The organism is Actinokineospora inagensis DSM 44258 (assembly GCF_000482865.1).
Lineage (GTDB): Bacteria > Actinomycetota > Actinomycetes > Mycobacteriales > Pseudonocardiaceae > Actinokineospora > Actinokineospora inagensis.
On the sequence record NZ_AXWW01000017.1, the window covers coordinates 23,633 to 44,656 of the forward strand.

The 21,024-nt window shown below is 68.9% G+C and carries 17 protein-coding genes; 8 read left to right on the plus strand and 9 right to left on the minus strand.

Annotated elements, in window-relative coordinates:
* The first annotated feature begins 88 nt into the window (after positions 1-88).
* A complete protein-coding gene (locus H504_RS0107040; RefSeq protein ID WP_026422199.1) occupies positions 89-565 on the plus strand; it encodes a GtrA family protein in 477 nt (158 codons plus the stop codon).
* On the opposite strand, the gene H504_RS0107045 is transcribed toward H504_RS0107040, so the two are convergent.
* The 6 genes from H504_RS0107045 to H504_RS0107070 all read right to left on the minus strand — a co-directional run bounded on the left by H504_RS0107045 (position 562) and on the right by H504_RS0107070 (position 10,162).
* Positions 562-1,914 (minus strand): type I glutamate--ammonia ligase, encoded by a 1,353-nt coding sequence (locus tag H504_RS0107045; RefSeq protein WP_035303545.1) that lies wholly within the window; start codon positions 1,912-1,914, stop codon positions 562-564. The genes H504_RS0107040 and H504_RS0107045 overlap by 4 nt on opposite strands.
* The gene (locus H504_RS0107050; RefSeq protein ID WP_051385603.1) at positions 1,911-3,611 is read right to left on the minus strand and encodes an IucA/IucC family protein; all 1,701 of its coding nucleotides are present in this window, start codon (positions 3,609-3,611) and stop codon (positions 1,911-1,913) included. The genes H504_RS0107045 and H504_RS0107050 overlap by 4 nt, the downstream gene beginning before the upstream one ends.
* A gap of 59 nt (positions 3,612-3,670) precedes the next feature.
* Entirely contained in the window at positions 3,671-4,936 is a 1,266-nt protein-coding gene (locus tag H504_RS0107055) for a lysine N(6)-hydroxylase/L-ornithine N(5)-oxygenase family protein (RefSeq protein ID WP_026422202.1), read from the minus strand.
* Complete coding sequence (locus H504_RS0107060; protein ID WP_084467445.1) at positions 4,927-6,363, minus strand: pyridoxal phosphate-dependent decarboxylase family protein; 1,437 nt, start codon at positions 6,361-6,363, stop codon at positions 4,927-4,929. Before H504_RS0107060 ends, H504_RS0107055 begins: the two co-directional genes overlap by 10 nt.
* Before the next feature lie 89 nt (positions 6,364-6,452).
* Positions 6,453-7,364, minus strand: coding sequence for an LLM class F420-dependent oxidoreductase (locus tag H504_RS0107065; protein WP_342668758.1), 912 nt, complete (start codon positions 7,362-7,364; stop codon positions 6,453-6,455).
* A 725-nt stretch (positions 7,365-8,089) separates the two neighbouring features.
* A complete protein-coding gene (locus H504_RS0107070; protein ID WP_026422205.1) occupies positions 8,090-10,162 on the minus strand; it encodes a S9 family peptidase in 2,073 nt (690 codons plus the stop codon).
* A 106-nt stretch (positions 10,163-10,268) separates the two neighbouring features.
* Here H504_RS0107070 and H504_RS0107075 point away from each other — a divergent pair, with 106 nt between their 5' ends.
* Positions 10,269-11,225: a S1C family serine protease gene (locus H504_RS0107075; protein ID WP_026422206.1), complete on the plus strand. Its 957-nt coding sequence runs from the start codon at positions 10,269-10,271 to the stop codon at positions 11,223-11,225.
* A gap of 91 nt (positions 11,226-11,316) precedes the next feature.
* Here the strand turns inward: H504_RS0107075 and H504_RS0107080 are convergent, their stop codons facing one another.
* The 3 genes from H504_RS0107080 to trpB form a co-directional block, all read right to left on the minus strand.
* Positions 11,317-12,033 carry a GntR family transcriptional regulator gene (locus H504_RS0107080; protein WP_026422207.1) on the minus strand — a complete coding sequence of 239 codons (717 nt, stop codon included), beginning with the start codon at positions 12,031-12,033 and terminating at the stop codon, positions 11,317-11,319.
* Positions 12,034-12,136: 103 nt separating this feature from the next.
* Positions 12,137-12,895 carry a tryptophan synthase subunit alpha gene (gene trpA / locus H504_RS0107085; protein WP_245614100.1) on the minus strand — a complete coding sequence of 253 codons (759 nt, stop codon included), beginning with the start codon at positions 12,893-12,895 and terminating at the stop codon, positions 12,137-12,139.
* Positions 12,892-14,076, minus strand: a complete 1,185-nt coding sequence (gene trpB / locus H504_RS0107090; RefSeq protein ID WP_084467447.1) for a tryptophan synthase subunit beta — start codon at positions 14,074-14,076, stop codon at positions 12,892-12,894. The genes trpA and trpB overlap by 4 nt, the downstream gene beginning before the upstream one ends.
* 190 nt (positions 14,077-14,266) lie before the next feature.
* On the opposite strand from trpB, the gene H504_RS0107095 reads away from it, so the two are divergent.
* The 6 genes from H504_RS0107095 to H504_RS39555 all read left to right on the plus strand — a co-directional run bounded on the left by H504_RS0107095 (position 14,267) and on the right by H504_RS39555 (position 20,958).
* Positions 14,267-14,860 carry a TetR/AcrR family transcriptional regulator gene (locus H504_RS0107095; RefSeq protein ID WP_035303537.1) on the plus strand — a complete coding sequence of 198 codons (594 nt, stop codon included), beginning with the start codon at positions 14,267-14,269 and terminating at the stop codon, positions 14,858-14,860.
* 133 nt (positions 14,861-14,993) lie between these two features.
* Entirely contained in the window at positions 14,994-16,409 is a 1,416-nt protein-coding gene (locus H504_RS0107100; RefSeq protein WP_026422211.1) for a CBM96 family carbohydrate-binding protein, read from the plus strand.
* A gap of 63 nt (positions 16,410-16,472) precedes the next feature.
* Entirely contained in the window at positions 16,473-17,714 is a 1,242-nt protein-coding gene (locus H504_RS0107105) for an MFS transporter (RefSeq protein ID WP_026422212.1), read from the plus strand.
* The gene (locus H504_RS0107110; protein WP_157440258.1) at positions 17,711-18,682 is read left to right on the plus strand and encodes a TolB-like translocation protein; all 972 of its coding nucleotides are present in this window, start codon (positions 17,711-17,713) and stop codon (positions 18,680-18,682) included. Before H504_RS0107105 ends, H504_RS0107110 begins: the two co-directional genes overlap by 4 nt.
* Positions 18,683-18,832: 150 nt before the next feature.
* Positions 18,833-20,050, plus strand: a complete 1,218-nt coding sequence (gene rocD / locus H504_RS0107115; protein ID WP_026422214.1) for an ornithine--oxo-acid transaminase — start codon at positions 18,833-18,835, stop codon at positions 20,048-20,050.
* 596 nt (positions 20,051-20,646) lie between these two features.
* Entirely contained in the window at positions 20,647-20,958 is a 312-nt protein-coding gene (locus tag H504_RS39555; protein WP_084467448.1) for a LysR family transcriptional regulator, read from the plus strand.
* Positions 20,959-21,024 lie beyond the last annotated feature (66 nt).

The window sequence follows — 21,024 nt, forward strand, 5'->3', positions numbered from 1 at the left end:
TGATTGTTTCTGGCCTCGATCGGGTCACCGCGTCGGCTGTTCGCCTCCCCGATGGCGAACCGTCATCCGGTGTCGCCAGGATGGCGGTATGACGGTGCGGGAGGCCAGGCGGGCCGAGCGGGGTGAGCGGTTCGCGGCCGCGATGGCGGCGATCGTGCGGCGGCTGCCGTTCGGGCTGTCCAGGATCGTGCCGCCAAGCCTGCTCGGGTTCGCGGTCATCAACGGGTTCACGTTCTCGGTTGACCTAACGCTGCTGACCATCATGCGCAGCGGCTTTAAGTGGCCGTTGCCGGTAAGCATCACCATCGCCTACATCTGCGCGTTCGGTTTGAGCTTCGTGTTGAACCGGGCGTTCAACTTCCGCTCACACGCGGATGTGGGGCCGCAGGTCGGCCGGTACGTGCTCGTGGTGGTGGTGAACTACCTGGTGTGGATCCTCGGTGTCGGCAGCGGGCTCGCCGCGCTGGGCGTGGACTACCACGTCTCCCGGATCGTGGCAGGGCTCTGCGAGGCCGTTTACATGTACGTGTGCATGCGCTGGGTCGTGTTCCGCGACCGTGGTTAGGCGCGCAAGTCTCCCCGTGCGCGGTGCCAACCGCTGACAGCGTCCATACCGGCGTCCAACTCCTCCCCCAGCATCGCGAGCCGGTGGTCGACGACGGCCTGTCCGAGCAGTGACACCGCGAGCTTCGATGACGCCAACCGCTGCTGCGCCTCCCAGGGTGTACGGGCGAGGTCGCCGACGAGCTTGTTCTCCGCAGGTGGGTCCAAGCGGTCCTCAACACCCGAGAGCCCTGCCGCCATCAACGCCGCGACGACGGTATGCACCTGGGCATCCGCACCGGCGAACCGGACCTCTATGCGCAGCGACTGACCGTGCCCGGCGAGCCTCACTGCGGCGGTACGGTCATCCACCGCCCACCGCAGAGTTCGCGGCGAGAACGGTGAGGTGCGCAACCGCACGTAAGAGTTCCAGGTGGGCGCCCAGAACGCCGTGAGGTCCGGCGCTGCCCTCAACACACCCGCCAAGAAGTGCCCGAACAGCGTGGACATCTGATGGGGCCGAGCACCTGCGGCAAGCGAGACACCAGAAGGGTCCGACAGGGACAAGTGCACGTGACAAGACCCACCGGTCGCCGTTGACTCTGCCGCGAGATAGCCCGCGCGCACTCCCGCAGCAGCAGCGACCCGGCGAATCACCATCTGGTGCACCATCGCGTCGTCACAAGAAGCAAGAGCGTCCCGGTGGCGCTGCACGATCTCGTACTGACCCGGATGACACTCCCCCCGAGCCGACTCGACGCCCAACCCCAAGGAATCCAGGGCCGATCGCACCTCGGCCAGCACCGGCCGCAACGGTGACAAACCGCCCACCGCGTAGTCCAGGCCACCACCGGTCAGCGGGGTGCCGTCCGCCGAGGTGAAGGTGACCTCGTGCTCGACGCCGACCGACGGCACCAGGCCCAGCTTCTCCGCGGCCACCAACTGGTCCCGCAGCGTCGTGCGCGGCGCCTCCGGGACCGGCCTACCGTCCGGCCACTCGACATCGCACACAACCAGCCACGCGTCCGGGCCATCCGGCACCAGGGTCGCCAGGTCGGGCCGAATCCGCAGGTCGCCGTAGCCGCCGAGGAACTGGTCGACGGCGGGCGCGTTCACCGCCTCCCGCTCCGGGTTCCAACCGAACACGTACGCGCACATGCCGTACCCGTTGCCCAGCACCGTGTCCACGAAGAACTCGGCCGACAACTCGACGGCCGCGAACCGGGCGTGCGGGTCCGGCACCAGGCAGACAACCCGCCGCACGGCACCCGAGGCCACGGCGACGCGCAGCACCCCGGACAGCGCGGAGGCGGCCTGCGCGCGTTCGGCCAGGGTCCGGGAGCCGACCGGGCGGCGGTGGTCGACGCTCACCACGCCCCCTCGGGATCGGGCCCGGCCAGCGGGTTGATGGCGCGGCCGAACCGCACGTCGAACTCGTCGTCCCGCTCGATCTTGTCGAACCCTTGCCCGGCCAGGTGCTCCCGGTTCAGACACACCCGCTCCACGTCCGGCGCGAACAATCGGCACGCGTCGAACCGGGTCGCCGTCTCCGGGTGGGTGTCGCGGTAGGCCGTGACGGTGTCGCGGACCAGCGCCCACAGCCGCGGCCGGGGCAGCCCGAGTTCTTCGTCCAGGATCTCGGCGAGGAACCGCAACTGGCCCGCGAACACGGAGCTGAACAGGGATTGGGCCAACAGGTGCGCGGGCCAGCGCAGCATGTCGGCGCGTGCGGACGGGCCAAGGCGGTCATAGCCGGACATCGGCTCGTCGAGCAGGTCAACGCCCTGCGCGAAGTCCTTGATGGCGACGTGCTTGGGTCTGCCCTCGCGGCTGGTGACCAGGATCAGGTTCTGGCCGTGCGGGCAGAAGCCGACACCATGTTCGAGCAGCCAGTGCAGCAACGGGGTAAGAGTGATGTCGAGCAGCCGCGCCAACCAGTCCTCGACGGGCATACCGGAGCCGGTGACAAGGTGCGCGACAACCGAACCGCCGTCCGGGCCTCGGTAGGGCAGTGCGGCGAAGGAGATCGCGCGCTCGCCGTCGGCCAACCGGGTGCGGATCGGTTCCCGCCACAGTGCGCCCAGGGTCTCGTGGAACCGGTACGGCAGCTCCTCGATCACACCGAACAGGGGGTGCCGCACGGACACGCTGGCTATCTCACCGAGCAGGTCGAAGCGGTACCGGTCGCGCAGCAGCTCGTCGGTCTCGTGGACGGTGCGCAGCCACGTGGTGACCTCGGGGGCGGCCAGCGTCGCCGCCGACGCAAGACCCCGGTAGACCAGGGTGTTGCGCACGGACACCGCGGTCTTGACGTCCAACCTGCTCGGGTGGGACGCGTTGGCCAATGTGCGGATCGTCTGGTGTGGACGGTAGCGGTCGGTGCTCTCACCCACGTGCACGATTTCGCCGGTGGCCAGTTCACGCGCGTAGAGGGTGCCGACGATCTCGTCGAGCTGCCACGGGTGCACCGGCATGAAGACGTAGTCGCGCGGGTCGGAGAGCTTCGCGCGGAAGGACGCCAGCTTGTTCGCGCCCAGCTCGCCCATAAGGAGCTTTTCCTCGGTAAGCGTTGACACGCAACGGAACGTGGCGTGGGCGCGGAGCACGGCGATCCACGGCAGGGCGAACCCAGCGCCGGACTCAGGGGCGTACTTGGCGCGGTCGTGCATGGAGAAACCGACCCGGCCCTTGTTAAGAACCAGCCTCGGGTGGCCGGTGAGGTGACCGTCGGCCTCGTCGTAGTCCATGTCGGCCAACTCGACGGCCGTAGGCGCGTCGGTGAGGCGGGCGGCCTCGTTGGTGACGGTGGCGGTCAGCTCAGCGAGCACATCGGCCAACCGGAGCCCGGTTAGGCCCAATTCGGTGCGAGCGTCGACCACCAGCGTGCGTGGGTCCTCGACGGGCTTACCGTCACGGGTAGCCGTACCGGGCCGCACTGCCCACGACTCGAACGCGCCCCGCCGCGCCTCGAACCGGTAGACCGTGCCGCCGACAAGAGCCAGCCGCCAGCACCCCGGGCCGTCCGGCTCCGGGCGCAGCAGGCCCTCGTAGCTGAGTTCCCCCAGCATCTTGTGCGTCACCAGCGCACCAGCGCCCCGCCACGCAGCCGCGTCCCGCACAGCAGCCGTCACGTCGCCCTCCTCTTCTCCCGCACCAAACCGAAGGTCGTGAACGCGGTGCGCTCGGGCAGCCGGTAGACCTGCCCGCACACGGCGTTGAGGATCGTCGCCGACCGCCAAGCGGTCAGACCAAGATCTGGTGCGCCGACACCGTGTGTGTGGCGCTCCGCGTTCTGCACGAACACCGACCCGGTTACCTCAGGCGTCAGCCCTATCCGGAAGTCGGCATCGACGGTGTACCGGCCGGAGTCGTCTCGAAGGCCGATGAGCTCGCCGAGGATGCCGGTCAGGTCGCGCTCGTGGTAGCCGGTGGCGCAGACGACGGCGTTGGTTCTCACTGTGCCGGTGATGTCCTGGTGGCGGTGGCGCACGGTTAGCTCTATCGCGTCGCTGTCGCGGGTGGCGTTGACGACCTCTATGCCCGGTGCCAACGTGACGTCGGGCCAACCGCCGCCGACGGTGCGCTTGTACAACTCGTCGTGGATGTCGGCAATCGTGTCTGCGCTGATCGCCTTGTAGAGCTGCCACTGCGCGGGAACAAGGGCGTCACGCGTGGGTTCGGGAAGAGTGTGGAAGAAGCGGGTGTAGTCGGGTGTGAACTGCTCCAACCCGAGCTTCGAGTACTCCATCGGGGCAAAGGCGGGGGTGCGGGTGAGCCATCTCAGCCCACCGCCGCGTCTGCGTAAGAGGTCGAGGAAGATCTCGGCGCCGGACTGACCTGAACCGACGACGGTGACGTCGTCTTCGCGTAAGAGGCAGTCACGGACTTCGAGGTATTGCGCCGAATGGCGCGCGAAACCTCTTAACGCCTCGGGGATGACCGGTTCAGTGCCGACACCAAGGACGACGTTGCGTGCCAAGAGGGTCTCTGTGGGGGTGATGACCTCGAACGCCTCTTGGGTCGACGACCACCGGATCTGCGTGACCTCTTGGCCGAAAGTGCACGAGGGCAAACGTTTGACAGCCCAGCGGCAGTAGTCGTCGAACTCAGCGCGCGGGATGTGGAAGCGCTCGGCGAAGTAGAACGGGAAAAGGCGGTCGTGGTCGCGTAGGTAGGACAAGAATGACAGCGGGTGCGTGGGGTCAACGAGAGAGACGAGGTCTGCCAGGAACGGAACCTGCAGCGTCGTACCGTCGATGAGCAAGCCGGGGTGCCAGTGGAACTCGGGGGTGCGGTCGAGGAAACGCGCGCGTAGCCCGTCGACCTGGGACGCCAAGGCGGCCAGGGACAGGTTCGCGGGCCCGATTCCGACCCCAACGAGATCTAGCACCACTGCGCCGCCTTCGTGGCGATGAGTTCCAAGAGCGGCAGGTAGTGCGCGGGCGTCACGTGCGGATGCAACAAGGTGAGCTTGAGCCACAGCCTCCGCCGACCGTCATGGTCGGGCACGGTGGCGCGGCCGAGTACGGCTATCCCCTCATCCAGCAGTCCTCTTCGGACCTCCGCGACAAGCGCGTCACCGTCTGCCGTGGCGTCTGCGACGCGCGGCCGGAACAAGACAGTGGACAACGACGGCGCGCCCCATAGGTGGAACGCGGGATGGTCGGCGACGGCGCGCGCGACTTGGGCGGCGGTGTCGCAGCAGCGGTCGACCAGTTCACCGAGGCCGGTGGTACCGAGCGCGCGGGCGGTCACGGCGATCTTGAAGGCGTCTGCCCGGCGGGAGGTGCGCAGCGACCGGCCAAGCAGGTCGGGGATGCCTGCCTCGGTGTCATCGTCGGCGTTGAGGTAGTCGGCGCTGGTGGCGAGGCGGTCGGTGAGTTCGGTGTCGCGGCAGGCGAGCAGACCGGACGCGATCGGTTGCCAACCGAGTTTGTGCAGGTCAAGGGCGATCGAGTCGGCCCGGTCCATGCCATCGAGCCGGGCGCGGCGGTTGTCGCTGAACAGCAGGGCCCCACCGTAGGCGGCGTCGACGTGCAACCAGGCCCCCGCGGCTTGGGTGATGTCGGCGATGGCGTCGAGGGGGTCGATGGAGCCGGTGTTGGTGGTGCCTGCGGTAGCGGTGACGACGGCGGGACGATCCAGTCCGGCGAGAATGATTTGCAGGGCCGCAGGGTCTATGCGGTCCGTGGTGGTGGGAACCAGTACCGGGCGCGGTAGGCCCAGCAGCCAGGCGGCGCGGGCGACGCTGTGGTGGGCGTTGGCACCGCACACCGGTACTACGTCGGGGCCGAGGACTTCACGGGCCAAGAGGAGAGCCGTGAGGTTGGACTCAGTGCCGCCGCTTGTGACCAGGGCGTCGGGCCTGCTCGCGTGCGGGTAACAGAGACGGGCGACCTTGTCGGTGACCGCGCGCTCGACAGCGCTGGCAGCAGGGGCCTGGTCCCACGAGTCCAACGACGGGTTCAGCACGCTCGCCACCAGGTCTGCGGCGGCGGCGACGGCCAGCGGCGGGCAGTGCAGGTGGGCGGCGCACCACGGGTCGACCGGATCGGCGGACCCGGCGGCCAGGATCGTGGACAGCTCGGCGACCGCGGCCTCCGCGCCGATCCCGTCCAGCGGCAACGGGTCCAGGCCGGCGATCATGCTCTGCACCGCCTTGGGGCCACCGGCGGGCAGCGGCCCGGGGCGTTCGCGGACACCGGCGCCGAGCGCGGTCAACGCGACCGCGACCAGGTCACCCACGGTCTCCGCCCCTGCCAGCGCGGCGGCCGGGACCGTCGTCCTGGGCACCCGGTCGAGCCCGTTCGCCTGCACCATGCACGCCCTCTCTTAGGATTGCCTATCCTTACCAAGATAGCCGGCGTTCACCTCCCACGATCGAGCGATACCTTCGGATCTTGCTTGGCTCAGCGCCCAGGCGCCAGGGCACGCACCACCTCGACGGGATCACCACCGGTCGGCAGCACCGACATCACCGGCACCGCCACCCCCGCGTCCACATAGGAGGCCACCCGCTCCCGACACGCGTCCGGGTGCCCGTGCACGATCAGCTCATCGATCAAGCTGTCCGGGATCGCGGCGTTCGCGGCTGCCCGATCACCACTCGCCCACGCGTCCTGCATCGGCTTGAGCAGCTCCCCCCGACCAAGCCACTCGTGGAACGCGGCGTACACGGGGACGGTCAGGTAACTGCTGATGAGGAGCCTGCCGAGCGCTCTTGCCGCGTCCTTGTCAGCCGTCGGACAGACGAAGATCCTCGCAACGAGTTCAGTGTCATCGTTGACAGCAGACCTAACGGTCGCGACGTCACTGGGGGCTAACCAGTTGGTGATAGCCCCGTCGGCATGGTTCGCCGCCAACTTCAACATGCCCTGCTTGAGTGCGCCCACCATCACCCGCGGCGGGGTCGCGGGCGGGCGCTCCAACCTGAACCGGGAGATGGAGAAGGTGTCGTAGTCGGCGCTGACCTTCGCACCGGTGAAAGCGGCCCTGAGGAAGGCGAGCGTGTCCCGAACACGCTGATAGGGCTTGTGGAACACGCCCCCGTTCCACCCCTCGACAATGGTTGGCGACGACGAACCGATCCCCAGGGTGAACCGGCCCGGCGCGAGCTCGGCGATGGCCGCCGCACTCATCGCGATGACGGCGGGGCCGCGGGTGAACACGGGGACGATCGACGTGCCGAGGCGCAACCGCGGCGCCCACTCGGCGGCGAGCGCGAGCGGGGTGAACGCGTCGGCGCCCGCGGTCTCGGCCGACCAGAGATCGGTGTAACCGAGATCCGGGAGCGACCGGACCAGGTCTCGGTGCGCGGGCAACGGAACCCCCGCGAGCGGTACCGAAAGCCCCCACCGCGGCCCACCAACCACGACAACCCTCCCAACCAGCCGGAATCCCGCCCGCGAGGCTACCCGCGCGGCGTCACTTCACTCGGGGGTCGACACACCGGGGTGGGCGGAGATGCCGCATTCCCAGCAAGCTGCCGGCTGCGGGGTGGTTGTGATCGGTTCCGCAAAAGGAGGTCGTCGCCGGACAAAGAGCCCTTGACGGTCGCGCGGCCGGTGCGCTAGGCCGGGGCCCACCCACCCGGGGGCCGGGGGCCCATTCCTGAAGGTAGCGCGAACAGCGAGCTGTCAAGAGGGGGGTGGGTGGAGCTGTGGATGGCTGAACCGCCTGTGGACAAGAGGGGATGAGGTCGTGACGCCTCGATGGCCGCTGAACCAGCAGATCTCATCCGGCAGAGGGCGTGCGCGAATCTCCCGTTCGACTTGTGGACAAGAGCCGACGACGTCGTGACGCCTCGATGGCCGCTCATCCACGCTGAACCAGCAGATCTCATCCGACACGGGCTCGTGGTCGAGACGGCGGATCTCCCGTTCGATGCGGGATAAGACTCCCCGACATCGGTGGGCCACGGGTGGAACTTCGCAGGTCTGCTGCCGTCGAGGTCACCGGGGCGCACGCCGTACCAGGTCATCAGGACGCGGAGGACGGGGATGGCCCGGGGTCGGCCTTGAGAGGCCGACCCCGGGAGGACTGGCAGCTACTCGATGCCCAGGGCGGACTTGAGCCAGCGGATCTGGAGGAGGAGGAAGTTCTCCGCGACGTCGTCTTCTTGGGGGGTCATGTGGGTGACGCCGGGGAGCGGCAGCAACGCGTGGGGGCGGCCTGCGGCGACGAGGGCGCTGGACAGTCTGATCGCGTGGGCGACGACCACGTTGTCGTCGGCCAGGCCGTGGATGATCAGGAGGGGGCGGTCGAGTTTGGGGGCGTCGTCGATGAGGGAGTTGCGGGTGTAGACGTCGGGGTTGGTGGTGGGGTGGCCCAGGTAGCGCTCGGTGTAGTGGGTGTCGTAGAGGCGCCAGTCGGTGACGGGGGCACCCGCGATGGCGGCGTGGAAGACCTCGGGGGCGCGCAGGACCGCGAGCGCCGACAGGTAGCCGCCGTAGGACCAGCCGCGAATGGCGACGTGGGTGAGGTCCAGGTCGGGGGCGGTGGCGGCGACGGCGTGGAGGGCGTCGATCTGGTCGGTGAGGGTGACGCCTGCGAAGTCGAAGGCGATCTCGCGTTCCCAGGCCGGGCCGCGGCCGGGGGTGCCGCGGCCGTCGGCGACCAGTACCGCGAAACCCTGGTCGGCGAGCCACTGGGGACCGAGGTAGGCGTTGCGGGTCGACAGGACGCGCTGGGCGTGCGGGCCGCCGTACGGGTCGAGCAGCACGGGGAGCATGGTGCCGGGCTGGTGGTCGGTGGGGTACAGGAGGGCGACGCGCAGGTTTCGCTCACCGACGGTCAGCAGTCGCACGTTCGGGACCACGCCGGGGTCGACCGTTCGGGTGGTGACCTCACCGACAGCCGTGCCCCCGCGGAGGACCTGGACCCGGGGCCCGGACCAGTCGAGCGACCACGAGGTGAGCACGACGACGTCGCCGGAGCGGGTGGCCGAGTGCACGCCGTCCACTGTGGACAGTTGGTGGTCACCGGCGTACACGTGGACCTGGGTGGGGTCGTCGGCGGAGGCCGTGTAGAGCACGTCGTCGTCGCGGACGTCGAGCACGGCGCGGACCTGCAGGTCGCCGCTGACCTCGGTGTCGCCGACGACCAGGCGGTTCGCGCCGTCGCGGGCGGTGATCCGGACCAGCCTGCCGTCCGGGGTCCACGCGGGCACGCCGGGGGTGATCTCCACCCACGTGTCGTCGGTCTCGGTGTGCAGGACCTCGGTGGCGCCGGTGTCCGGGTCGACAGCGCGGATCTGCACGGTGCGCTGGTCGCGGGACTGGACCGCGATCAGCGGCCGCCCCCCACCGGACCAGTGCGCGGTGACCAGGTACGGCAGGTCGGTGCCGTCCCAGTCGACGTCAACGCTGGTGCCGTCGAGCGCGACAACGGCCAGCCGCACCTTGACGTTCGGGGTGCCCGCGGCCGGGTAGGCCACGACGGCGGGTTCGGCGCCCGGGTTCGCCGGGTCGGCGATGTACCAGCGCTGGACCTCACTGCGGTCGGTGTGCGCGACCAGCAGCCGGGTGCCGTCCGGGGACCACCAGTAACCGCGGGTGCGGCCCATCTCCTCGGCGGCGATGAACTCGGCCAGGCCCCACGCTTCGTCGTCGCCCGCCGGGGTGGCCAGCGCCCGGTCACCCGATCCGTCGATGCCGATGACACGCAGCGTGTTGTCCGTGACGTAGGCGACGTGCGTGCCCGTCGGGTTCGGCCGCGGGTCGACGACCGGGGTGGCCGCGGGCAGCCCGCGGGCGTCACCGGTGACCGCGTCGGCCGCGAACAGCCGTCCGGACAGGGCGAACGCGGCGACCCGGGCGGCGGCGTCGGTGCCGATGCCGACGACACCCGCGCCCTGTTCGCGGCTGCGCTCCCGGCGCGCGCGCTCCGGCGCGGACAGTTCCTCGGCGCCGCCCAGCAGCACCGCAGGGTCACCCAGTCGGGTTTCCGCGCCGGTGGCCAGGTCCTGCCGCCACAGGACGTGCGTGCGGTCCTCGCCGGAGTCGGTGCGCAGGAACAGCAGGTGTGCGCCGTCCGCCGCGATCCGGAACTCCCGGGGGGAGCCGAGGGTGAAGCGCTGGGTCCGCGCCTGTAGGCGCAGGAACGAGTTCTCACTGGTCACACCGACAACTTAGTTGGCCGACCCCGGTCGCGGCACGGTTTGCGTTCTTGGCGAACCCCTGGGCATTCCACAGGTTCCTCATATGCGCCGGGCCGACAGTAGTGGCATGGACAGCTACCCCGGACCCCAGCAGCAACCCCACCAGCAGCCCCCGCAGAACCCGCACCAGATCCCGCAGCAGCACCAGCAGCCGATGCCGTTGCTGACGCACCCGCCGTACCCGGGTCACTCCGAACCCCCGCGCAGGCGGATCAGGCGCGGCGCGGTCGCGTTGGTCGCCGCGTCGGTGCTCGGTGCGGGCGCGATCGGCGGGGTCGCGGGCGCGTTCCTCGGTACGAGCGACGCCGCCGCCCCGGTCGCCACCGTGAGCACCACCACAGCGGCCGCCGAGACCGCCTCGGCCACCACGCCGACCGATGTCAGCGCCGTGGTCGCCAAGGTGATGCCGACCGTCGTGGAGATCACCTCGCGCACCTCGACCGCGGAGGACATCGGCTCGGGGGTGATCCTCTCCAGCGACGGCAAGATCCTCACCAACAACCACGTCATCGACGGCGCCCGCGAGATCACCGTCTCCTTCTCCGACGGCAAGACCGCGTCCGCCCAGGTGGTGGGCACGGACGCCAACGCCGACCTGGCGGTCATCCAGGCCCAGGGCGTGTCCGGGCTCACCGCGGCCGAACTCGGCGACTCGTCCCAACTGCGGGTCGGCGACGAGGTCATCGCGATCGGCTCGCCCGCGGGCCTGCAGGGCACCGTCACCACCGGCATCGTCAGCGCGCTCGACCGCGACGTGACGATCCCGACCGAGAGCCAGTCGACCCAGCGCGGCCTGCGCGGCGGCAGCACCGGCCAGGTCTCCTACAAGGCCATCCAGACCGACGCGTCCATCAACCAGGGCAACTCCGGCGGCCCGCTGTTCGACACCGCCGGGCGGGTCATCGGGATCAACTCGGCCATCTACTCGCCGGTGTCGTCGTCGGACGGCTCCGCGGGCAGCGTCGGCATCGGGTTCAGCATCCCGATCAACACCGCGAAGGGGGTGGTCGCCAAGATCGGCTGACACAGAAGCAACCGGGGACATGGGACCGCGTAACCCCCGCGGTCCCTTTTCCGCTGTCCGGGGCCGGTTCCGGTCTGTCCGGAGTGGACGGTCACCGGACCAGGTAGCGGAACCCCTGCGACGCCGTCTCCCGTTCGATGGTGACCTCCATGCGGTCGCTCACCAGCGTCGCCTCGTCGTCGACCAGCGGGTGGCCCTGACGGTCATAAGTCATCCTCGTGCTGCGCAAGCACAAGCACCCCAACTCGACTCCCAACAACGGGGCAAGATCCGCTGTTACCGCTATCGGGCTCAGCTTCTCGGTAGCCCGAGCGGGTACGCGCCCACATCGCTCTGTCAGCAGGTGGTAGAGCGACTTCGAGCGGAAGTCCGCGTCCAGCAGCGCCGTCCCGATCTCCCCCGGTATCCGGGAAACCTGGTGCACCACCGGCGACGACCCGACCAGCCGGACCCGCTCGACCTCCAGCACCCTGTCGGCGTCGAGCCGGGTCGGCGCGGCCACCACCTCGGCGCGCAGCACGACCGTGGTCATCGCGATGCCCTGGACGGCGAGGTCGTCGACGATGCTGCCCAGGCCCGCGGCCGGGTAGGGCACCCGGTGCGCGCGGACGAAGGTGCCCTTGCCCGCGACCTGCTCGACCACGCCCTCGTCCTCCAGAGCGCGTAGGGCCTGTCTCAGCGTCATCAGGCTGACCCCGTAGGCCTCGCTGAGCTCGCGCTGCGGCGGCAGGGGGCGGCCCGCGCGGAACTCGGCGGCGGCGATGCGGCGCAGCAGGTCGTCCTGGATCGCGACGTACTTGGGCGCCACACCGACCTCCCTGGGGATGTGCGCCCCACGGTACCCCGGTCGGGTTCCACTCAGGACCACGACTCTGGACCACAAGACCACTCGCGGTCGGGTCGCCGGATGATCAGGCGGGTGCCAGCGCGGTGCGGAACTCGGAGATCAGCGCGGCGACCGAGCCGCCCGCGGCGATCCGGCGCATCACCGGGGCGCCGATGATGACGCCGTCGGCGGCGGTGACCAGCGTCGCGGCGTTCTCCGGGGTGGAGACACCGACGCCGACGAGGACGGGTTTCCCGGTGGCGGCCTTGGCCCGTTTGGCGATCACGGACGCGCTGTCGGCGAGGGTGGCGCGTTCGCCGGTGACACCCATGACTCCCATGGCATAGACGAATCCACGGGACTGGTCGCAAATGTGCTGGAGTCGGTCGTCGGGGGTGCTGGGCGCGGCGATAAGAACGGTGACCACTCCGGCGGCATCGGCTGCCTGCGTCCACTCAGTGGCCTCTTCGACGGGCAAGTCCGCGAGCACGACACCGGTAACGCCGCTGTTGGCAAGCCGCTGTGCAAATGCTTCATGACCGTACCGGTGAACGAGGTTGTAGTACGTCATGACGACGAGCGGCACGGACCCGCGGTACCGGTCGAGGTCGCGGAAGATGGTGTCCGGAGTGGTACCGCGTTCGAGCGCCCGCACGGACGCGGCTTGGATGACGGGACCATCGATCACCGGATCACTGAACGGGATTCCGATCTCGACGGCGTCCGCGCCCGCGTCGACCGCCTCGTGCACGTAGTCCAACCAGTGCTCGTCTACGCCACCGGTGATGTATGGCACCAGGATGGGGTGGGGGACGGCGTTGAGGGTGGCCTCCAGGACGGTCACTGGGCTTCCTTCCGTTGGGAGAGCAGGTCGCTGATCTGCTCCATGTCCTTGTCACCGCGACCGGACAGGTTGACGAGGACGGTTGAACCGCGCGGGATAGACCTACCAACCTCGCGTAGGAGGTAGGCGAACGCATGGGCGGATTCCAGCGCCGGGATAAGACCCTCGGTCTGGCTGACGACCCGCACAGCGTCGAGGACCTCGTCGTCAGTCACGGACGGGTACGTCGCGCGGCCGATTTCGGCCAGGTGAGCGTGTTCTGGACCGATACCGGGATAGTCCAAACCGGCGGAGACGGACTCGGCTTCCAAGACCTGCCCGTAGGAGTCCTGCAGCAGCATGCTCTTGGAGCCGTGGACGACGCCGACGAGGTTGCCGCCGACGGCAGCGCCACCGGCCGCCTCTACTCCGACGAGTTCGGCGTCCGTGTCGGCGAAGCCCGCGAAGATGCCTGCGGCGTTGGACCCGCCTCCTACGCAGGCGACCACATGCGTCGGTGCAGCGCCGAGTTCCGCGCACTGGTGACGGGCCTCGTCGCCGATGACGCGTTGGAACTCACGCACCATCCACGGGTAAGGATGTGGGCCCAAGACAGAACCCATGCAGTAGTGGGTGTCTTCGACCGTGGCGACCCAGTGTCGTAGTGCCTCGTTGACGGAATCCTTCAAGGTACGGCTACCTGAGCTGACCGGGACCACCGTCGCGCCCAGCAGTTCCATCCGGAACACGTTGAGCCGCTGCCGCTCGACGTCCACCTCCCCCATGTAGACGACGCAGTCGAGGCCGAGCAGCGCGGCGACGGTCGCCGTGGCGACACCGTGCTGCCCGGCCCCGGTCTCCGCCAGCAGCCGCCGCTTGCCCATGCAACGGGCGAGCAGCGCCTGCCCCAGCACATTGTTGATTTTGTGCGAACCGGTGTGGTTGAGGTCTTCGCGTTTCACCAGGACGCGCACGCCGAGGTTCTCGGAAAGGCGGTGGCACTCGGTGACCGGGGTCGGCCTGCCGGTGTAGTCGCGCAGCAACGCGGCCAGGTCGGCGCGGAACCCCGGATCGGCCCAGGCGGTCCGGAACGCGACCTCCAGCTCCAGGCAGGCGGGCATAAGCGGCTCGGGGACGAAGCGCCCGCCGAAGCCACCGAAGAACCCGCGGCCGGACGGCGGGGCCATCGCTGAGGTGGTCATGGCAGCCATGCTCGGCCACCGGGGCCGATCCGGTCAAGTAATTTGTTCTAGAACTCTTCTTATTTGACTTCTAGAGGTGTTCTAGGCGACGGGTCTGCGGGCGGCCTGCGCGACGACACGGGTCGTGCGACCATGCTGCAACGGTCGTGGCAAGAAGCACAACGATCGTTGCACCCCCCGGGAGGTCCCCATGGCCGACAAACGCCGCGCCGTCCTCGACGGCGCCCTCGCCACCTTCGCCAGGGACGGTTACACCCGGGCGGGCATGGACGCGATCTCCGCGGCCGCCGGGGTGTCCACCCGCACCATCTACAACCACTTCACCGACAAGGCGGCCCTGTTCGAGGCGGTCATCCAACACAGCGCCGCCCAGGTCGCCGCGGAGCAGGTCGCGGTGATCGACCGGCACCTGACCAAGGTCACCGATCTGGAGGCCGACCTGGTCGAGTTCGCGCACGCCCTCGCCGGGACGGCCGACCGGTTCGCCGACCACTTCGCACTGGTGCGCCAGATCAACGCCGATCTCGGCCACATCCCCGCCGCCGCCGTCGCCGCGTGGCAGGAGACCGGGCCACTCCGGGTGCACCGCGCCCTCGCCGACCGGCTGGGCGCCTTGGCGGAGCGGGGCCTGCTCGACATCGGGGACCCACGGCGCGCGGCGGTGCACTTCATGCTGCTGGTGTCGGTCGACAACCCCTCCACCCGGACGCCGCTAGACGCCGACCACGACGCTCTGGTACGGGCTGGGGTGCGCGCTTTCCTGTACGGGTACCAGCGCACATGATCCCCGGCCGGGTAATCCGGACTGTTCACCCGGAAGCCATCCAACAGTGCGGAACGCCGGTGGTGATCGTTCGGGACGGGCCAGCAGGGTGGGTTTCCCGAACGGACACAACCGCACAGGGAAGGGCTTCGACATGCCCAGTCGCAGAGCGAGGCGGACGACGCGGGTCGCCGTGGCGGCAGCCGGGGCGTTGAGCGTGACAGCGGCCGTCCTGGTCGCCGTCGCGTCGGCACCGGAAGCGGCCGCGGCGGCCACGACCTTCACCCCCGTCGCCGACACCTACGTGGACAACAGCGCAACCGGCACCAACTACGGCACCTCCGGCCAGCTCGGCGTGGACAACTCGCCGGTGAAGCGGATCTTCCTCCGGTTCACCGTCAGCGGGCTGTCCGCGTCCGTCACCAACGCCAAGTTGCGCCTGCACACCGACGACGTCAGCGGGTCGAACAGCCCGGCGGGCGGCACGGCCAGGGTGCTGTCCGACAACACCTGGTCCGAGACCGGCACCACCTGGTCGAACCAGCCCGCCGTCGACGGCGCCACCCTGACGTCGCTGGGCGCGGTCAACCGCAACGCGTGGTACGAGCTTGACGTGACGAGCGCGATCACCGGCAACGGCACGTTCAGCCTCGCCGTCACCTCCACCAACAGCGACGGCGCCGACTACGACTCGCGCGAGTCGGGCTCGACGACCGCGCCGCAACTGGTAGTCACGACCAACGCCACCACCACCACGACCCCTCCCACCACAAACCAGCCGTCCGCGGACCCTGTGCTTGTTGGCGCGGGCGACATCTCGGACTCAGGCTCCGGCGACACCGCCACGGCCGCGTTGCTCGACAACATCCCCGGCACGGTCTTCACCGCCGGCGACAACGTCTACGACAACGGCACCGCGAGCGAGTTCAACACCTACTACAACCCGACATGGGGCAGGCACAAGGCCCGCACCAAGCCGTCCCCGGGCAACCACGACTACAACACGTCCAACGCGTCCGGTTACTTCGGCTACTTCGGTTCGCTGGCAGGCCCGGCCAACCGCGGCTACTACTCGTACGACCTCGGCAACTGGCACATCGTGTCGCTGGACAGCGAGATCACGAAGTCGGCGGGCTCGCCGCAGGAGCAGTGGCTGCGCGCGGACCTCGCGGCCAGCACCAAGCCGTGCACCCTGGCCTACTGGCACAAGCCGCGGTGGACCTCCGGCTCCAACCACGCCCCCGACACCACGGCAACCCCACTGGTGCAGGCGCTCTACGACTACAACGCCGAGGTCATCGTCACCGGCCACAACCACCAGTACGAGCGGTTCGCGCCGATGAACCCGAGCGGCACCGCCGACTCGGCCCGCGGCCTCCGCGAGTTCGTGGCAGGCATGGGCGGCGCGGGGTTCTACGGGTTCGGCACCATCCAGCCCAACAGCGAGGCGCGCAACAACAACACCCACGGCGTGCTCAAGTTCACCCTGCACGCCAACAGCTACGACTGGCAGTTCGTCCCCGAGGCAGGCAAGACGTACGCCGACAGCGGTACCGGCAACTGTCATTGATGTAGAGGCTGTCCTGCTGCCGGGCCTCTATGGCCCGGCAGCACCTCTTCTGGAGGTTTGCGCGTGTACCTGTCTACGGTCAGTCGACCTGAGGTGAACGCCGTGTCCGGCCGCAGAGCGCGGGTGAGCGGCAATGTCTTCGCGCTCGGGGCGGTCAGTCTCATCACCGACATCTCGTCCGAGATGGTCACGGCCGTCTTACCGCTGTATCTCGTTGTGGGACTGAGCATGACCCCGCTCGCTTATGGCGCTCTCGACGGTCTCTACACCGGTGCCACAGCGCTCTTACGCCTTGTGGGTGGTTACGTCGCAGACCGCACCAGACACCGGAAAGCGGTGGCCGGCCTCGGATACGGCCTCGCGGCGGTGGCGAAGCTGGGGCTGATCACGGCGGGTACCTCGGGCACGGCGATCGGGTTGGCGATCACGGCGGACCGGGCGGGCAAGGGCTTGCGCACCGGGCCACGGGACGCGCTGATCACCCTGTCCAGCCCCGAGCAGCACCTGGGGCGGGCGTTCGGGGTGCACCGCACGATGGACGCCATGGGCGCGTTCGCCGGACCGTTGGCCGCGATCGCGGTGTTGTGGTGGGCAGGGTCGCAGGCGTTCAACGCGGTGTTCTTCACCAGTTTCGTAGTGGCCGCGTTCGGTGTTGTGGTGCTGGTGCTGTTCGTGCAAGACCGCCGAGAAGACGTACCGGCGAAAGCAGTGTCACCGCGCGCGGCGTTCGGCCTGTTGCGGCATAAGGGGGTCGGTGGCCTCCTGCTGGCGGCATCCCTGCTCGGACTGGTGACGGTGGGCGACGGGTTCGTCTACCTGTTGCTGCAGAAGCGCGGTGAACTGTCCATGGGGTGGTTCCCAATCCTTGCCGTCGGGACCAGCTTGGTCTACCTGCTGCTCGCTACACCTATCGGCGTCTTGGCCGACAAGATCGGTCGCGCGAAGGTGATGCTTACCGGCTACGGCGCGCTTGCCGTCGTCTATGCCGCGTTGCTCGGTCCTGTGAACGGTCTCCCACTCGTAATCCTGGTTCTTGTCCTGTACGGCTTCTTCTACGCGTGCACCGACGGGATGCTGATGGCGCTGGCTGGTCGGGTGTTGCCGAAGTCGTTGAAGGCGACGGGGATGTCGTTGGTGCAGACCGGGCAGGCAGTGGCGTACCTGGGGTCCTCGGTCTTGTTCGGACTGTCGTGGCAGTTATGGGGGTCGGCGGTGGCGTGCGCTGCTGCTGGGGGCGCTGTCGTCGTCACCATCGTCACCACCGCGGTGATCTTCGCGCGGGTCAACCGGAGCGTGCAGCCATGATGAGCATCAAGTCGAAGATCCTGACCGCGCTCGGCGCCGCTGTCGTGCTCGGTGGGGCCGCCGTGTTCTACGTCGCCGAGTCCGCGCCCGCCGAGGTAGTGCTACCGGACAACGTGTCCGAGGTGACGCAATCCGGCGCGACCATGCAGGTCCTCACCAACGGCGTCTTGTCCACGGTGTCGGCGGCGGACACGCGCGGCCCGCGGCACCTCACCAACCGGAAGTGCGACCGCGCGTACACCTCGGCGGGCACCGTCGTCTGTCTGCTGCCCGTGGACGCGCTCGTCGGGACCAAGCTGGTGGTGCTCGACAACAAGTTGACCGAACGGAAGACGGTCCCGCTGACCGGTTTCCCGAACCGGTTGAAGGTGTCGGGCAGCGGCCGGATGGTGTCGTGGACGGTGTTCCTCGACGGTCACTCGTACGCCACCACGGGCTTCTCCACACAAACCGGCATCCTTGACACCCAAAGCGGTACGGTCGTCCACTCGCTGGAAGAGTTCGCCCCTACCGTGGACGGTAGGCCCTACAAAGCTGCTGACATCAACTTCTGGGGCGTCACCTTCGCCTCTGATGACAACCGCTTCTACGCCACCATGTCCACCGGCGGTAAGCGCTACCTGGTCCAAGGGGACTTCGCGCGTAAGACGGTCCGCACGCTCACTACGAACGTGGAGTGCCCGTCGCTGTCTCCGGACGGTAAGCGCATCGCGTACAAGTCAGCCATCGACGCAGACCCCAAGAAGGGTTGGCGACTGTCAGTGATGGACCTGTCCACGCTGCGCAGCACCCCGCTGGCCGAGACGCACAGCGTCGACGACCAGGCCATCTGGCTCGACAACGCGACCGTCGGGTACGGACTCCAGCGCGACGACGGCACGAACGACGTCTGGTCAGTCCCCGCCGACGGCCCCGGCCAGCCGAAACTCCTGATCGAGGGAGCCAACTCACCGTCGCCGCCTGCCTAGTGGCAGGTACGTTCGTGGCGGCGAACTCAGCCACCAACCGCGATTGTGACGCAACGGATCGCCGTTTGGCTCGCTAATGGCGCAATGACCACTCGCCAGAAGCAATGGCCAGCGGATGAAATCGCCATCACCTGGTCTTAGCCTGGGTCCATGACCGCGACTGTCTCATCCGCCACCGCCGACTTCATCGAGCTGGACGAGCGGTGGAGCACGCACAACTACCACCCGCTGCCGGTCGTGATCTCCTTCGCCGAGGGCGCCTGGGTGACCGACGTGCGGGGGCAGCGCTACCTGGACTTCCTGGCCGGGTACTCCGCGCTCAACTTCGGGCACCGGCACCCCGCGCTGGTCGCCGCCGCCGTCGAGCAGCTCGGCAAGGTCACCCTGACCAGCCGCGCCTTCCACCACGACCAGCTCGGGCTGTTCTGCCGGGAGCTCGCCGAGCTGACCGGCACCGACCTGGTGCTGCCGATGAACTCCGGCGCCGAGGCCGTCGAGTCCGCGCTCAAGGTGGCCCGCAAGTGGGCCTACCAGGTCAAGGGCGTGCCACAGGACACCGCGCAGATCATCGTCGCCGGGGCCAACTTCCACGGTCGGACGACCACGATCGTGTCGTTCTCCACCGACGACCTGGCCCGCGCCGACTTCGGCCCGTTCACCCCCGGCTTCACCGCCGTCAAGTACGGCGACGCCGAGGCCATCGCGGCCGCCATCACCGACCACACCGCCGCCATCCTGGTCGAACCGGTGCAGGGCGAGGCAGGCGTCGTCGTCCCACCCGCGGGTTACCTGCGCGAGGTCCGCCGCCTCTGCGACGAGAACAACGTCCTGCTGATCGCCGACGAGATCCAGTCCGGCCTCGCCCGCACCGGCACCCTCTTCGCCCTCGACCACGAAGACGTCCGCGCCGACCTCTACACCCTCGGCAAAGCCCTCGGCGGCGGCATCCTCCCGGTCTCCGCCGTCGTCGGCCGCGGCGACGTCCTCGGCGTCCTCAAACCCGGCGAACACGGCTCCACCTTCGGCGGCAACCCCCTCGCCTGCGCCGTCGGCCGCGCCGTCATCAAACTCCTCGCCACCGGCGAATTCCAAGAACGCTCCACCACCCTCGGCGCCCACCTGCACACCCGCCTCAACGACTTGGTAGGCCACGGCGTCGCCGAAGTCCGCGGCCGCGGCCTCTGGGCAGGCGTCGAACTGGCCCCCAGCGCCCCCACCGGCCGCGCCGCCTCGGAAGCCCTGCTGGCCCGGGGCATCCTCTGCAAGGAAACCCACGACACCACCCTCCGCATCGCCCCACCCCTGGTCATCACCCCCACCGAAATCGACCACGCCATCAACATCCTCACCGAGGTCATCACCCCCTAATTCCCCCGTGGCGGCCGAGCACGAGGGCCTCGACCGCCACGGCTCACCCAAAGAACAAGAGGCACCGCACACCTCAAAACCCGCCACACATCAGCAAACCCACCACCACCCCTCATCAACGAAGCACCACCAACCAGCACCGCACACCTCAAACCCCCCGCCTGCATCGACGAAGCGCCACTCCCGCCCCGCGCGCCTCGAAACCCGCCGACACCAACCGCCCGTTGGGGTGGACTTGTTTTGTGTGGGGAGGCGGTGACCGCAAGCTCTCCGGCGGGTAAGGCCACGTCTTTCCAGTGGCCCCGCCTTTAGCCTTACCCGCGGTTGCCGTAGGGGCCCCACACAAAACAAGTCCACCCCAACGGGCGCAGCCGCGTCATCTGGCGCCCGAGGCCGGCGTCGCCGAAGGCGACCAGGCCGAACCCCGAGGCGCAGCCGAGGCCCAGAGACCCCTCACACCAAGATCAACCGACAACAACGCCCCCGAATACACAGCCTAAACAGACCCACCGACAAGATCAGAAACTCACCGCCTGGGAACCGACGAGGGCCGGGAAAGGGTTCCAGTCCCCAAACAGCCCGGCATACTCGTCCAGATGGAGCTGGAAGTCCGCCACCTTCGCTACCTCGACGCCGTCGGGGCGGCCGGGAGTGTGACCGGAGCCGCTGCGGCGCTGGGCCTGTCCCAACCCGCTCTCGCCGCACAACTGCAGCGCATCGAGCAAACCCTCGGCGGCCCCGTTTTCGACCGTGGCAGGCACGGCGCTCGCCCCACCACCCTCGGCCGCGTGCTGCTCCCGCACGCCCGGGACATCCTCTCCGCCCTCGACGAACTCACCACCGCTGTCCGCCGTTTCCACGGCTTCCACGCCGATCCACCGTCATCGCGGGCCGATTCTGTGGGGTAGCGGGCCCAGTATTCGACCGCGTGATCGATCCGACCGTCCTGGACCGCCACGCCACCTGTCTGGACG